Annotated in this window: 15 protein-coding genes and 1 tRNA gene; 14 read left to right on the top strand and 2 right to left on the bottom strand. The window is 71.4% G+C overall.

Translation table 11 applies throughout. The annotated features are described in order from the left end of the window. The first annotated feature begins 37 nt into the window (after nt 1–37). The 5 genes from ACIGXM_RS01145 to ACIGXM_RS01125 all read left to right on the top strand — a co-directional run bounded on the left by ACIGXM_RS01145 (nt 38) and on the right by ACIGXM_RS01125 (nt 4,231). Nucleotides 38–499, top strand: coding sequence for a MaoC family dehydratase N-terminal domain-containing protein (locus ACIGXM_RS01145; protein ID WP_396555516.1), 462 nt, complete (start codon nt 38–40; stop codon nt 497–499). A 2-nt stretch (nt 500–501) separates the two neighbouring features. After that, nucleotides 502–924 (top strand): MaoC family dehydratase, encoded by a 423-nt coding sequence (locus tag ACIGXM_RS01140; protein ID WP_396555514.1) that lies wholly within the window; start codon nt 502–504, stop codon nt 922–924. Between the two features lie 83 nt (nt 925–1,007). Continuing rightward, nucleotides 1,008–1,589 (top strand): TetR/AcrR family transcriptional regulator, encoded by a 582-nt coding sequence (locus ACIGXM_RS01135; RefSeq protein ID WP_396555512.1) that lies wholly within the window; start codon nt 1,008–1,010, stop codon nt 1,587–1,589. Between the two features lie 84 nt (nt 1,590–1,673). Next, the gene (locus tag ACIGXM_RS01130; protein ID WP_396555510.1) at nt 1,674–3,116 is read left to right on the top strand and encodes a DHA2 family efflux MFS transporter permease subunit; all 1,443 of its coding nucleotides are present in this window, start codon (nt 1,674–1,676) and stop codon (nt 3,114–3,116) included. A 74-nt stretch (nt 3,117–3,190) separates the two neighbouring features. Continuing rightward, on the top strand, nt 3,191–4,231 hold the full coding sequence (locus tag ACIGXM_RS01125) for a UDP-N-acetylmuramate dehydrogenase (RefSeq protein WP_396555508.1): 1,041 nt from the start codon (nt 3,191–3,193) through the stop codon (nt 4,229–4,231). A 33-nt stretch (nt 4,232–4,264) separates the two neighbouring features. Here ACIGXM_RS01125 and ACIGXM_RS01120 read toward each other — a convergent pair whose 3' ends face one another. Both ACIGXM_RS01120 and ACIGXM_RS01115 read right to left on the bottom strand, forming a co-directional pair. Continuing rightward, nucleotides 4,265–5,296 (bottom strand): adenosine deaminase, encoded by a 1,032-nt coding sequence (locus ACIGXM_RS01120; protein ID WP_396555506.1) that lies wholly within the window; start codon nt 5,294–5,296, stop codon nt 4,265–4,267. 98 nt (nt 5,297–5,394) lie between these two features. Further along, nucleotides 5,395–6,633, bottom strand: a complete 1,239-nt coding sequence (locus tag ACIGXM_RS01115; RefSeq protein ID WP_396555504.1) for a pyridoxal phosphate-dependent aminotransferase — start codon at nt 6,631–6,633, stop codon at nt 5,395–5,397. Nucleotides 6,634–6,856: 223 nt separating this feature from the next. Between ACIGXM_RS01115 and ACIGXM_RS01110 the strand changes: the two genes are divergently transcribed. From ACIGXM_RS01110 to rplL, 9 genes are all read left to right on the top strand, one after another. Further along, nucleotides 6,857–6,929: transfer RNA gene (locus tag ACIGXM_RS01110), tRNA-Trp, on the top strand. A 152-nt stretch (nt 6,930–7,081) separates the two neighbouring features. Further along, nucleotides 7,082–7,435, top strand: a complete 354-nt coding sequence (secE, locus tag ACIGXM_RS01105; protein ID WP_396555502.1) for a preprotein translocase subunit SecE — start codon at nt 7,082–7,084, stop codon at nt 7,433–7,435. 211 nt (nt 7,436–7,646) lie between these two features. Next, nucleotides 7,647–8,549 (top strand): transcription termination/antitermination protein NusG, encoded by a 903-nt coding sequence (nusG, locus tag ACIGXM_RS01100; RefSeq protein WP_396555500.1) that lies wholly within the window; start codon nt 7,647–7,649, stop codon nt 8,547–8,549. A 157-nt stretch (nt 8,550–8,706) separates the two neighbouring features. Then, entirely contained in the window at nt 8,707–9,141 is a 435-nt protein-coding gene (rplK, locus tag ACIGXM_RS01095) for a 50S ribosomal protein L11 (RefSeq protein ID WP_396555498.1), read from the top strand. Nucleotides 9,142–9,236: 95 nt separating this feature from the next. Then, nucleotides 9,237–9,959 (top strand): 50S ribosomal protein L1, encoded by a 723-nt coding sequence (gene rplA, locus ACIGXM_RS01090; RefSeq protein ID WP_396555496.1) that lies wholly within the window; start codon nt 9,237–9,239, stop codon nt 9,957–9,959. 299 nt (nt 9,960–10,258) lie between these two features. Beyond that, nucleotides 10,259–11,104, top strand: a complete 846-nt coding sequence (locus ACIGXM_RS01085) for a hypothetical protein (RefSeq protein ID WP_396555494.1) — start codon at nt 10,259–10,261, stop codon at nt 11,102–11,104. A 71-nt stretch (nt 11,105–11,175) separates the two neighbouring features. Then, nucleotides 11,176–12,015 carry a hypothetical protein gene (locus tag ACIGXM_RS01080; protein ID WP_396555492.1) on the top strand — a complete coding sequence of 280 codons (840 nt, stop codon included), beginning with the start codon at nt 11,176–11,178 and terminating at the stop codon, nt 12,013–12,015. Between the two features lie 379 nt (nt 12,016–12,394). Beyond that, entirely contained in the window at nt 12,395–12,967 is a 573-nt protein-coding gene (rplJ, locus tag ACIGXM_RS01075) for a 50S ribosomal protein L10 (protein WP_396555490.1), read from the top strand. 109 nt (nt 12,968–13,076) lie between these two features. Continuing rightward, nucleotides 13,077–13,460: a 50S ribosomal protein L7/L12 gene (rplL, locus tag ACIGXM_RS01070; RefSeq protein WP_396555488.1), complete on the top strand. Its 384-nt coding sequence runs from the start codon at nt 13,077–13,079 to the stop codon at nt 13,458–13,460. Nucleotides 13,461–13,603: the final 143 nt, after the last annotated feature.

The raw sequence follows: 13,603 nt of genomic DNA, 5'->3' as shown, positions 1-13,603 counted from the left end.
AAGTCGTATTCGCACCACGGAATCTGAGGAGTAGTCCATGCCGCTCGACCCCTCCTTCATCGGGCGGACGTATCCGCCCACCGAGCCGTACGAGGTCGGTCGGGAGAAGATCCGCGAGTTCGCCACCGCGATCGGTGACGCCAACCCGGCCTACCGGGACCCGGAGGCGGCCAAGGCCCTCGGTCACCCGGACGTGATCGCCCCGCCGACCTTCCCGTTCGTGCTGAGCTACCGGGCGGCGGCCCAGGTGGTCGAGGATCCCGAGCTGGGGCTGGACTTCAGCCGGGTGGTGCACGGCGACCAGAAGTTCGCCTACACCCGCCCGGTCCGCGCGGGCGACCGGCTGAGCGTGGTCATCTCGATCGACGCCATCAAGTCGCTGGCGGGCAACGATGTCCTGACGGTCCGCGGCGAGCTGCTGGACGACGGCGGCGAGCACGTGGTGACGTCCTTGATGACGCTGGTCGCGCGGGCGGCCACCGATGAGGCGGGGGAGTAACGATGGCCGTCAGCTTCGACGAGGTCGAGGTCGGGACCGAGCTCCCGGCCGGCAGCTTCCCGGTGACCCGGGCCACCCTGGTCCAGTACGCCGGTGCCTCGGGCGACTTCAACCCGATCCACTGGAACGAGAGGTTCGCGCTGGAGGTCGGCCTGCCCGACGTCATCGCGCACGGCATGTTCACCATGGCCGAGGCGATCCGGGTGGTCACCGACTGGACCGGCGACCCGGCCTCGGTGGTCGAGTACGGCTGCCGCTTCACCAAGCCCGTGGTGGTCCCGAACGACGGCGTGGGCGCGGTGATCGAGGTCACCGGCAAGGTCGCCGCGCTGCTGGAGGACCGCCGGGTGCGGGTGGACCTGGTCGCCACCAGCGCCGGCCAGAAGGTGCTCGGGATGAGCCGCGCGGTGGTCCAGCTGGCCTGACGGGCGACGACGGGCGGGCCCCGGGTGGGCCCGCCCGTTTTTCCCGCTTGACCAAGTAGTGATTGGCCACTAACTTATCGCCCATGGCAAGGGCGAGCATCCGGATGACGGCCGAGGAGCGGCGCGAGAGCGTCATCCGCGCGGCGCTGATCGAGTTCGCCCGGGGCGGCTACCACGGCACCTCGACCGAGGCGATCGCCCGCCGGGTCGGGGTCTCGCAGCCGTACCTCTTCCGGCTCTTCCCCGGCAAGCAGGCGATCTTCATCGAGGCCTGCCGGCGCTGCTGCCGGGACGTCTGGCAGGCCTTCGACCGGGCCTCGGAAGGGCTGACCGGCGCCGAGGCGCGGGCTGCGATGGGTGCGGCCTACCTGGAGTTCATCGCCGACCGTGACCAGCTGCTGATGCAGATGCAGATGCAGGTCGCGGTGGCCGGCGCGGAGGCGGGCGGTGACGTCGAGCTCGGCGAAGCGGTCCGGGCGTCCTGGGTCGAGCTCTGGGAGAACAGCCGGCTGCGGATGGGCGGTGACCACCTCGGCGCCGCCGAGTTCTTCGGTCAAGGGATGCTGATCAACGCCCTGGTCGCGATGGGCTTCCCGATGGAACACCCGATCTGGGCCTTCTACGACGAGGGGGACGAGGAGAAGGCCGAGCAGTCGGCCGAGTAGCCGGAGAAGGGCCCGCGGGAGCGGGCCCTTCTTTCGACCCACAGAAGTTATTGATCAATAACTACTAATAGGGGGAAACCTCCGATGCAGGACAGCACCGACCGCACGCCGGGCTTCGGCCGCACCGCGGTCTGGACCCTGGTGATCACCAGCGTGGCCGGCTTCATGGCCTCGCTGGACAACCTCGTCGTCACCACCGCCCTGCCGTCCATCCGGGCCCACCTCGGCGGCGGCCTCTCCGACCTGGAGTGGACCGTCAGCGCCTACACCCTCACCTTCGCGGTGCTGCTGATGCTCGGCGCCGCGCTCGGTGACCGGTTCGGCCGCCGCCGGTTCTTCCTGGCCGGCCTGACCGTCTTCACCGCGGGCTCGGCCGCTGCCGCGCTCGCCCCGGGCATCAACGCGCTGATCGTCGCCCGGGCCGTGCAGGGCGCCGGCGCCGCGGTGATGATGCCGCTGACGCTGACCCTGCTCACCACCGCGGTGCCGGAAGCCCGGCGCGGGGCGGCCTTCGGGATCTGGTCCGGCGTCAACGGCCTGGCCGTCGCCACCGGCCCGCTGATCGGCGGCGCGCTCACCCAGCACCTCTCCTGGCAGTGGATCTTCTGGCTGAACGTGCCGATCGGCCTGCTGCTGCTCCCGTTCGCCCTCCGCCGGCTCACCGAGAGCCGGGGCACCGGCCGGGCGCTGGACGTGCCGGGCACCGTACTGGTCAGCCTCGGCCTGTTCGGCGTGGTCTTCGCCCTGGTCCGCGGCAACGCCGACGGCTGGACCAGCGCGCCGGTGCTCACCGGCCTGGTCGCCGGCGCGGGCTTCCTGGCCGGCTTCGTCCGCCACGAGCTGCGCGCCGCGCACCCGATGCTGCCCATGCGGCTCTTCCGCGGCCGCGCCTTCACCGCGGTGAACGTCGCCAGCCTGCTGATGTTCCTGGGCATGTTCGGCTCGATCTTCCTGATCAGCCAGTACCTGCAGAGCGTGCTGGGGACCACTCCGACCGAGGCCGGCGTGCGGATGCTGCCCTGGACCGGGATGCCGCTGCTGGTCTCGCCGCTCGCCGGCGCCCTCTCCGACCGGATCGGCGGCCGGCCCATCGTGGTCACCGGGCTGGCACTGCAGGCGCTCGGCCTGGCGATGTTCGCCACCATCGCGCACCACAGCAGCTCGTACGGCGCCCAGATCCCCACCCTGGTGGTCTGCGGGGTCGGCATGTCGCTCTACTTCGCGCCCACCGCCAGTCTGGTGATGGCCAGCGTCGCCCCGCACGAACAGGGGATCGCCTCCGGCGCCAACAACGCGATGCGCGAGGTCGGCGGGGCGCTCGGGGTGGCCGTGCTCTCCTCGGTCTTCTCCGCCCGGGGCGGCTACGGCACCGCCCACACCTTCGTCGACGGCCTGGTCCCCGCGCTGTACACCGGCGCCGCGGCGGTCGCGGTGGCGGCCGTCGCCGCCACGTTGCTCCCGCGCCGCCGGCCGGGCGACGCCCCGGCCGGGCCGGCCCCCGTGCCGCTCGAGCGCGTCGAGGCCTGACCGGCCACCGGGGGATACCGCGTCCGGCCGCCGCCGCGGGCGGTCGGTCGCGGCGGTCCCCGTACGCTAAGGGCGTGCAGGTACTCGAAAACGCCCCCCTCGCCCCGCTGACCACCCTCCGGCTCGGCGGCCCGGCCCGCCGCCTGGTCGTCGCGGAGACCGACGCCGAGGTGATCGACACCGTCCGCGCGGCCGACGACGCCGGCGAGCCGCTGCTGGTGATCGGCGGCGGCAGTAACCTGGTGATCGGCGACGCCGGCTTCGACGGCACCGTGCTGAGGATCGCCACCACCGGCTTCACCCTGGACGGCACCGCGCTGGAGCTGGCCGCGGGCGAGGTCTGGGCCGACGCGGTGACCCGCACGGTGGAGGCGGGCCTGGCCGGCATCGAGTTCCTGGCCGGCATCCCCGGCTCGGCCGGCGCCACCCCGGTGCAGAACGTCGGCGCCTACGGCCAGGAGGTGGCCGGCAGCATCACCGAGGTGGTCGCCTACGACCGCGAGCTGGGGGAGACGGTCACCCTCGGCAACGCCGACTGCGCCTTCTCCTACCGGCACAGCCGCTTCAAGGCCACCCCCGAGCGCTACGTGGTGCTGCGGGTCCGGTTCGGCCTGGAGCGGGCCGACGGTGCCTCCAGCCCGGTCCGGTACGCCGAGGTGGCCAGGACCCTCGGCGTCGAGGCCGGTCAGCGGGTGCCGCTGCGCACCGCCCACCAGACCGTGCTGGCACTGCGCGGCGGCAAGGGCATGGTGCTGGACCCGGCCGACCACGACACCTGGTCGGCCGGCTCGTTCTTCACCAACCCGATCCTCACCCCGGACGAGTACCAGGCGTTCCTGAGCCGGCTCGGCGACCTGGCCGCGCCCGCCTACCCCGCGCCGAACGGTCACACCAAGACCTCCGCCGCCTGGCTGATCGACCGCTCCGGCTTCGGCAAGGGCTACGGCAAGGGCCCGGCGACCCTCTCCACCAAGCACACCCTGGCGCTCACCAACCGCGGCCGGGCCACCACCGAGGACCTGCTCGCACTGGCCCGGGAGATCCGGGACGGCGTCCGGGCGTCGTTCGGCGTCGAGCTGGTCAACGAGCCGGTCCTGGTCGGCGTCGAGCTGTAGGGAGTCGAGCCGTAGGAAGGGGACAGGCCCCGGCTACTCGGCCGCCAGCCAGGCGTCGATCTCGGCCAGCAGCTCCTTGCGGGTCTCCTCCGGCGCCCGGGTGGCCCGCACCGACTGCCGGGCCAGCTCGGCGAGTTCGGCGTCGGAGAAACCGTGCACCCGGCGGGCCAGCTCGTACTGCTCGGCCAGCCGGGAGCCGAAGAGCAGCGGGTCGTCCGCGCCCAGCGCGAGCGGCACGCCCGCCTCGAAGAGCGTCCGCAGCGGCACCGCCTCGGCCTTCTCGTAGACCCCGAGCGCCACGTTGGAGGCCGGGCAGACCTCGCAGGTGATCTGCCGGTCGGCCAGTCGCTGGAGCAGCCGCGGGTCCTCGGCGGCCCGCACGCCGTGGCCGATCCGGCCGGCCCCCAGGTCGTCCAGGCAGTCCCGGACCGACTCCGGGCCGGCCAGCTCGCCGCCGTGCGGGGCGGCCAGCAACCCGGCCTTCCGGGCGATCGCGAAGGCCCGGTCGAAGTCGCGGGCCAGCCCGCGCCGCTCGTCGTTGGAGAGGCCGAAGCCCACCACGCCCTGGTCGGCGTAGCGGACGGCCAGCCGGGCCAGCGTCCGGGCGTCCATCGGCGACTTCATCCGGTTCGCCGCGACCAGCACCCGGATCCCCACCCCGGTGGCGGCGGAGGCCTCCCGCACCGCGTCCAGGATCAGCTCCAGCGCCGGGATCAGCCCGCCCAGCCGGGGCGCGTAGGAGGTCGGGTCCACCTGGATCTCCAGCCAGCGCGAGCCGTCCGCCAGCTCGTCCTCGGCGGTCTCCCGGACCAGCCGGCGGATGTCCTGCTCGTCCCGCAGCACCGAGCGCGCGGTGTCGTAGAGGCGCTGGAAGCGGAACCAGCCCCGCTCGTCGGTGGCCCGCAGCCTGGGGGGCTGCCCCGAGCTCAGCGCCTCGGGCAGCCGCACCCGGTGCTTCTCGGCCAGTTCCAGCAGGGTGGCCGGGCGCATCGAGCCGGTGAAGTGCAGGTGCAGATGGGCCTTCGGCAGCTGCCGGAGGTCGCGGGAGCCTGACAGGTGGTCCATTCGCTGATCCTGCCGCATCCACCCCCGGAACGGGAAGCGCCCCCTTCAGGTCCCCCGAAGGGGTGAAGGGGGCGCCACGTTCCGGGGGACCGCCGGGATCAGTCGCGGGCCTCGCCCAGCAGCTTCTGCATCCGGCCGACGCCCTCGGCCAGGTCGGCGTCGCCCAGCGCGTAGGAGAGCCGCAGGTAGCCCGGGGTGCCGAAGGCCTCGCCCGGGACGACGGCCACCTCGGCCTCCTCCAGGATCAGGCTCGCCAGCTCGGCCGAGGTCTGCGGACGGCGGCCGCGGATCTCCTTGCCCAGCAGCGCCTTGACCGACGGGTAGGCGTAGAACGCGCCCTCCGGCTCGGGGCAGTAGACGCCCTCGATCTCGTTGAGCATCCGCACGATGGTGCGCCGGCGGCGGTCGAAGGCGGCCTTCATCTCGTCCACCGCGGACAGGTCACCGCTCACCGCCACGAGTGCCGCCCGCTGCGCCACGTTGTTGACGTTCGAGGTGGCGTGCGACTGGAGGTTGGCGGCGGCGGCCACCACGTCCTTGGGTCCGATCAGCCAGCCGACCCGCCAGCCGGTCATCGCGTAGGTCTTGGCCACCCCGTTGACCACGATGCACTTGTCCGCCAGCTCCGGCAGCAGCGCGGGCAGCGAGCTGAACTCGGCGTCCCCGTAGACCAGGTGCTGGTAGATCTCGTCGGTGAGCACCCACAGGCCGTGCTCGGCGATCCAGCGGCCGATCGCCTCGGTCTCGGCCCGGGTGTAGACCGAGCCGGTCGGGTTGGACGGCGAGACGAAGAGGACGACCTTGGTGCGCTCGGTCCGGGCGGCCTCCAGCTGCTCCACCGAGACCTTGTAGTTGGTGGTCTCGTCGGCCACCACCTCGACCGGCACGCCGCCCGCGAGCCGGATCGACTCCGGGTAGGTGGTCCAGTACGGCGCCGGGACGATGACCTCGTCACCCGGGTCGAGGATGGCCGCGAAGGCCTCGTAGATCGCCTGCTTGCCGCCGTTGGTCACCAGCACCTGCGAGGGGTCCACCTGGTAGCCGCAGTCGCGCAGCGTCTTCGCCGCGATGGCCGCCTTGAGCTCGGGCAGCCCGCCGGCCGGGGTGTACCGGTGGTTCTTCGGGTCCTGGCAGGCCTCGACGGCCGCCGCGACGATGTAGTCCGGAGTGGGGAAGTCAGGCTCGCCGGCGCCGAAGCCGATCACCGGGCGGCCGGCGGCCTTGAGAGCCTTGGCCTTGGCGTCGACGGCGAGGGTCGCGGACTCCGCGATGGCGCCGATCCGAGCGGAGACCCGGCGGTCGGCGGGGGCAGTGTGGGCGGAGGAAGAAGCGCTCATACCTGCATGGTCGCAGAACCCGCAGGGCGCGTGCGGCGGGGTTTCACGATCCGTACCTGCGGATCCGTCGGAGGGGTTGCTCCGGAAGAGGTTCGACCAAACGCCGAGGAACCCGTACACTCACTGATCGATGGCTCCGGCCGCACCGCATCACCCGGGCGTTCACCGCGCAGGGGGATCGATGGGGTAGGTTGGGGACATCTCAAGTGCCGTGAGGCACTGTAGGGCACTAGCTCAATTGGTAGAGTCCCGGTCTCCAAAACCGGTGGTTGGGGGTTCGAGTCCCTCGTGCCCTGCTGCTTTTTCCGTGTCAGCCCGTTCGCTCCACCAGAGCGAGCGGGCTTGATGCAGAGAGGGCCCTGTTCAGTACTGCCTTTCGCCGGATCGCCCGTACTCACCAGGAGTACGTCAGTGACACTCGGCAGGACCCGGATTCAGGTGAGGACGAGTGACGGAGACCACGGGCTCCACCGCAACGCCTGAGAGCGGCAACCACGAGGGCGCCGACGCGGCGTCGGACGGTGTCGCCGAGGGCGCCGAGAAGACCCTCTCGCGGCGCGAGCGCAAGCGCGCCGGCGGTGGCGACAAGAAGTCGGGCAAGCGCGCCAAGCGCGGCCTGTTCGCCCGCATCGGGCTGTACTACCGGCAGATCATCGCGGAACTCCGCAAGGTCGTCTGGCCCACCCGCGGCGAGCTGATGAGCTACACCAGCGTCGTGGTCGTGTTCGTCGCCGTGATCATCGGCGTGGTGGCCGGGCTGGACTCGGGCTTCGCCAAGCTGACCTTCCTGATCTTCGGCTGATCCGCGCGGACAGCCGCCGCAGCACCCCCCACGACCCGGGCCGGACCAACGGCCCGGGTCGCGCTGTCGGCGTCGACCGGACGAGCCCGCTACCGTTGACTCGGTACTGTTGAGACGTCGAGCCGTAACCCACCACGCCCGCGTCGCCGGCGCGAGCGGTTGCGGCGCGGACGCGTACCATCTCCACCCCTCCAGGAAAGAAGCAGCCACCGTGTCTGAGTCCCCCCTGTACGACGCCGACGAGACCGTCCGCGAGGCGGCTGCGGATGTCGCCGCCGAGGATGCGGCTGAGGCTGCCGACGACGCCGAGGCCGGCGCCCGCACCGCGGACGCCGAGCAGATCGTCGACGCCGTGGACAGCGACGAGGACGAGGTCCAGGCGGCCGACGAGGCCGAGGCCGGCCTGCCGGCCGAGCAGGCCGCGATGCACGAGGTGACCGAGGAGGAGCTGGTCGCCGAGTCCGCCGAGGCCGGTGACGAGGCCGCCGTCGAGGAGGCCGAGGTCGAGACCGACCCGGTCGCCAAGTTCCGCGAGGAACTCAAGGGCATGTACGGCGAGTGGTACGTGATCCACACCTATGCCGGCTACGAGAACCGGGTGAAGCAGAACCTGGAGCAGCGCGCCGTCTCGCTCAACGTCGAGGACTACATCTTCCAGGCCGAGGTGCCGCAGGAGGAGGTCGTCCAGATCAAGAACGGTGACCGCAAGACCATCCGGCAGAACAAGCTCCCCGGTTACGTGCTGGTCCGCATGGAGCTGACCCCGGAGTCCTGGGGCGTGGTGCGCAACACCCCGGGTGTCACCGGCTTCGTCGGCAACGCCTACGACCCGTACCCGCTGACCCTGGACGAGGTCGTCAAGATGCTCGCCCCCGACGTCGAGCGGGCCGCCGCGAAGGAGGCCGGCAAGGCCTCGCCGGTCCGCCCGGTCGAGATCCAGGTGCTCGACTTCGAGGTCGGCGACTCGGTCACCGTCACCGACGGCCCGTTCGCGACCCTGCAGGCGACCATCAACGAGATCAACCCGGACTCGAAGAAGGTCAAGGGCCTGGTCGAGATCTTCGGCCGGGAGACCCCGGTCGAGCTGTCGTTCGACCAGATCCAGAAGAACTAGTCCAGATCTTCGGGTTCGGGGTGGGGCCACGGCCCCACCCCGAACCCGTTTTGGTCCAGCGACGCGCAAGCGTTAGCCTGGTCAGCTGTGTGTACCCACAGCCGGGTGTCGCCCCGGAGCCGTACGCACACCCATCGAAGGAAGGACCCGGAGAGACATGCCTCCCAAGAAGAAGAAGGTCACGGGGCTTATCAAGCTCCAGATCAACGCCGGTGCGGCCAACCCGGCCCCGCCGGTCGGCCCCGCGCTGGGTCAGCACGGCGTCAACATCATGGAGTTCTGCAAGGCCTACAACGCCGCGACCGAGTCGCAGCGTGGCATGGTCGTGCCGGTGGAGATCACGGTCTACGAGGACCGCAGCTTCACCTTCATCACCAAGACTCCGCCGGCCGCCAAGCTGATCCTCAAGGCCGCGGGCGTGGAGAAGGGCTCCGGCGAGCCCCACAAGACCAAGGTCGCGAAGCTCACCAGCGCCCAGGTCCGTGAGATCGCCACCACCAAGCTCCCCGACCTGAACGCCAACGACCTGGACGCCGCGGAGAAGATCATCGCGGGTACCGCCCGGTCCATGGGCATCACCGTCGAGGGCTGACCTCCTTCCCCATCCCTGGGACTGACGCGAGCCAGTCCCGCGTGGTAGGGCCGGCGCGGCCCGTACACCACGACTCCAAGCAATCAGGAGCAGCAGTGAAGCGCAGCAAGGCCCTCAAGGCCGCCGACATCAAGGTCGAGCCCGGCCGCCTGTACGCCCCGCTCGAGGCCATCCGCCTCGCCCGGGAGACCTCCACCACCAAGTTCGACGCGACCGTCGAGGTTGCCATGCGCCTGGGTGTCGACCCGCGCAAGGCCGACCAGATGGTCCGCAGCACCGTCAACCTGCCGCACGGTACCGGTAAGACCGCCCGGGTCCTGGTCTTCGCGACCGGCGACCGTGCCGCGGCTGCGGAGGCTGCGGGCGCCGACATCGTCGGCTCCGACGAGCTGATCGACGAGGTGGCCAAGGGTCGTCTGGACTTCGACGCCGTCGTCGCCACCCCGGACCTCATGGGCAAGGTCGGCCGCCTGGGCCGCGTGCTCGGTCCCCGTGGTCTGATGCCGAACCCGAAGACCGGCACCGTCACCCCGGACGTGGCGAAGGCTGTCACGGAGATCAAGGGCGGCAAGATCGAGTTCCGCGTCGACAAGCACTCGAACCTGCACTTCATCATCGGTAAGGCCTCCTTCACCGACGAGCAGCTGGTCGAGAACTACGCCGCGGCGCTGGACGAGATCCTCCGGGCCAAGCCGTCCGCCGCCAAGGGTCGCTACATCAAGAAGACCGCGGTCTCCACCACCATGGGCCCCGGCATCCAGGTGGACCCGAACCGCACCCGCAACCTCCTCGTCGAGGAGGACCCGGCGTCGGTCTGACACCGAGCGAGCTTGCGAGCGAGGTGGCAGGACCAGCCAGGAAGCTCAGCGTCGGTCTGACGCCGAGCGAGCTTGCGAGCGAGGTGGCAGGACCAGCCCATGGGCACAGCGTCGGTCTGACCCACCTGGTCCGAACCACAAGGTTCTGAAGCACCGTCAGGGCCCGTACCCCTTCCCGGGGTACGGGCCCTTCGGCGTTCCCGCGCCCGGGAACCGAATCCCCCCGCCCGGCAGTCCGTTCTCTCGACTGGAGTCCGCTGTCGTCCGAGATGAGCAATTCAGCTCAAAAGGGGATGTTCGTGCGAGTTGTACGGATCGCTTCGACGGTTACCGCCACCGCGCTGCTGCTGGGTGCCCTGTCGGCCTGCGGGAGCAGCGCCAAGAGCCCGGCGCCGGCCGCCGCCTCGTCGGCCGGCGCCGCTGCTCCGGCCGCCGGGAGCGCCGCCGGCAGCCCGAAGGTGGCGCTGCTGGCCGCCGCCGCGCAGATGCAGAAGCTCGGCAGTGCCAAGGTCACCCTGGGCGCGCCGTACAACGGCAACGGGGTGTACTCCTGGCAGGGCCAGGGCGACCTGGACGTCACCATGACGGAGGCCGGCCAGCCGGTCCAGGTCCGGGTGGTCGACGGCCAGCCCTACCTCGGCGCCGACGCCCAGCAGGCCGCGCTGACCGGTGGCAAGCACTGGCTGAAGCTCTCCACCGCCGCCGGCGGCCAGGGCGCCCAGCTGCAGGCGATGACCGCGCTGCTCGACCCGGCCCTCCAGCTCGGTGCCGCCACCCAGAGCGGCGAGCTCAGCGCGGTCGGCGCGGAGACCGTGAACGGTGTGCCGACCCAGCACTACCGGAGCACGGTGCCGGCCCAGACCCTGGTGGACGGGCTGACCGCGCTGGACGCCGCCCACCGCCAGGCCGTGCTCGCCCTGCTGCAGCCCGGTTCGACCGTCACCACGGACTTCTGGCTGGACGCCAAGGGCGAGCTGGTCCAGCAGAAGGAGAGCAGCTCCGGCGGCTCCGCCCAGGCGGCCCCCGTGGCGCTCACGGTCGGCTACACCGACTTCGGCACCGCGGTGAGCGTCGCCACTCCGGCCTCGAACGACCTGATCAGCCCGGCGGACGCGGCCAAGCTGGTGGGCGCGCTGGGCGGCTGACCCGGCCCGCCCGGAGCTGCTGAGCGGTCGCGTGGCAACCTGAAGGGACGGAACGGGACCAGGAGGCGGACGTGGCAGCACGGCGGAGGGCGGCGGCGCTGGTGGTGGCCGCCGGGCTGATCGGCGGCCTGGCCGCCTGCGGTGGCTCGTCGCACCGGGCCGGCCCGTCCCCCTCCCCGTCCACCGCCTCGCCGTCCCCCACCGGGGCCCGGCCCACCGACCGCTCGCCGCGCGGGGTGATGCTCTCCTCCGCGCTGGAGCTGCAGTCGGCCCGTCGGGCCAAGTTCAGCTACCAGTTCACCGGTCCGGCGGCCACCGACGTGGACAGCGCGGACGGGGTGCTGTTCTGGGCGCCGCGCACGGTGATGCAGCTGACCCACACCACCCCGGGCGCCACCGACCAGCTGATCGTCCTGGACACCGTGGCCTACCAGGGCGGCGACGCGGCCACCGCGGCCAAGCTCGGCGGCAAGCACTGGCAGAAGACCGACGAGACGACAGGCCCGGACGGCCGCCCGGAGATCCCGTTCTCCACCCTGATCGACCAGATCAACCCGTTGTACGCGGTGACCGCCGCGGCAGCCGCCCCCGACCTCCAGCTGCTGGGGGAGGAGAAGGTCGGCGACGCCAGCACCGAGCACTACCAGGCCACCGTCACGGTGGCCGACTACGCCGCCGCCCAGCAGGCGCTGCTCACCCCCGCCCGCTCCCAGGCGCTGGCCGGCGCGCTCTCCCAGGGCGGCGTGACCACCCTGACCCTGGACCTCTGGCTGAACGACAAGGACCAGCCGGTCCAGCTGCACCTGCTCGGCAGCGGCAGCCAGGGCACCCTGGAGCACACCGTCGACTACAGCGACTACGGCGGCGCCTTCGCGGTCCAGGCCCCGGCCGAGAGCGACACCCAGGACTAGGACAGGGCCAGGATCCGTCCGGCGGGCGGGTCCTGGCCCCAGGTGCCGGTGATGCGGTGATTTGGTCGAGGTTCCCGGGATGGGGTACAGTCGTCCAAGCCAAAGACCGCTGGTTGTCGCCGCGTGTCCGCAAGGAGACGGGTGGCCGAAGGATCTGCGCTTCGTCGCAGGCAGCCCGCGCAGGAGTGTTTGGAGCTTGGACTTCCGGTCCGCGCGGCTTGCCGTGCCACCGTCGAGGTTCTCTTGAGCCCCGTGCGCCTGCGCACCGGGGCTCTCACTGTTTTGTGCAGGAGCTTCCTTCTCCGTGCGGTCCGAGGCGCAGTAGGTCGACTGGTCCAAGGTCGGCCGACCTCGACATCACGGAAGGAGGCGTAAGCCTATGGCAAGGCCCGACAAGGCCGCTGCCGTCGCGGAGATCGCGGACAAGTTCCGCAGCTCCAACGCGGCCGTGCTGACCGAGTACCGCGGTCTCACGGTGAAGCAGATCAAGACCCTGCGTCGCTCGCTGGGCGAGAACGCCCAGTACGCCGTGGTGAAGAACACGCTGACCAAGATCGCTGCCAACGAGGCCGGGATCAACGAGCTCGACGACCTGTTCGCGGGTCCGACGGCTGTCGCCTTCGTCGCCGGTGACCCGGTGGAGTCGGCGAAGGCTCTGCGTGACTTCGCCAAGGAGAACCCCGCTCTGATCATCAAGGGCGGTGTCCTTGATGGCAAGGCGCTGTCCGCCGATGACATCAAGAAGCTCGCGGACCTCGAGTCCCGCGAGGTGCTGCTCGCCAAGCTGGCCGGCGGCCTGAAGGCGTCCATGGCCAAGGCCGCGGCTACCTTCCAGGCTCCGCTGGTGGAGTTCGCCCGCACTGCCGAGGCGCTCCGGGCGAAGGTCGAGCAGGGCGGTGCCGGTACGCCGGCTCCCGCCGAGGCCGAGGACACCACCGAGGCTGCCGAGTAATCAGGCTCCGGCCTGAACGCTCAGCGTCCGGTACCTCCGGTCGCAGCGGGCCCGTACGCCCGCCATCCCGTACATCCGGCACCTGCCGATTTAGTGGAAGGACGCCATCATGGCGAAGCTGTCCCAGGAAGAGCTGCTCGAGCAGTTCGCCGAGCTGACCCTCATCGAGCTCTCCGAGTTCGTCAAGGCCTTCGAGGAGAAGTTCGACGTCAAGGCTGCCGCCCCGGCCGCCGTCGCCGTCGTCGGTGGCCCGGCCGCCCCGGCCGAGGCCGCTGAGGAGCAGGACGAGTTCGACGTCATCCTCGAGAGCGCCGGCGACAAGAAGATCCAGGTCATCAAGGAGGTGCGCGCCCTGACCTCCCTCGGCCTGAAGGAGGCCAAGGACCTCGTTGACGGCACCCCGAAGCCGGTCCTGGAGAAGGTTGCCAAGGACGCCGCCGAGAAGGCCAAGGCCGCCCTCGAGGCCGCTGGCGCCAAGGTCACCGTCAAGTGACCCAGCGCTCCTGACGGAGCTCTTCGGGCCGGGGGGGGGGGGGGGGGGGGGGGGGGGGGGGGGGCGGGGGGGGGGCGCGCCGGGGCCCGCGCGGGGGGGGGGGGGGGGGGGCGGGGGGGGGGGGGGCCCCCCCCCCCCCCCCG

Origin of the sequence: Kitasatospora sp. NPDC052896 (genome assembly GCF_044547075.1) — a bacterium.
Classification (GTDB): Bacteria; Actinomycetota; Actinomycetes; order Streptomycetales; family Streptomycetaceae; genus Kitasatospora.
The sequence above is the reverse complement of the archived record's forward strand: the minus strand, read 5'-3'. Positions and strand labels throughout refer to the sequence as shown.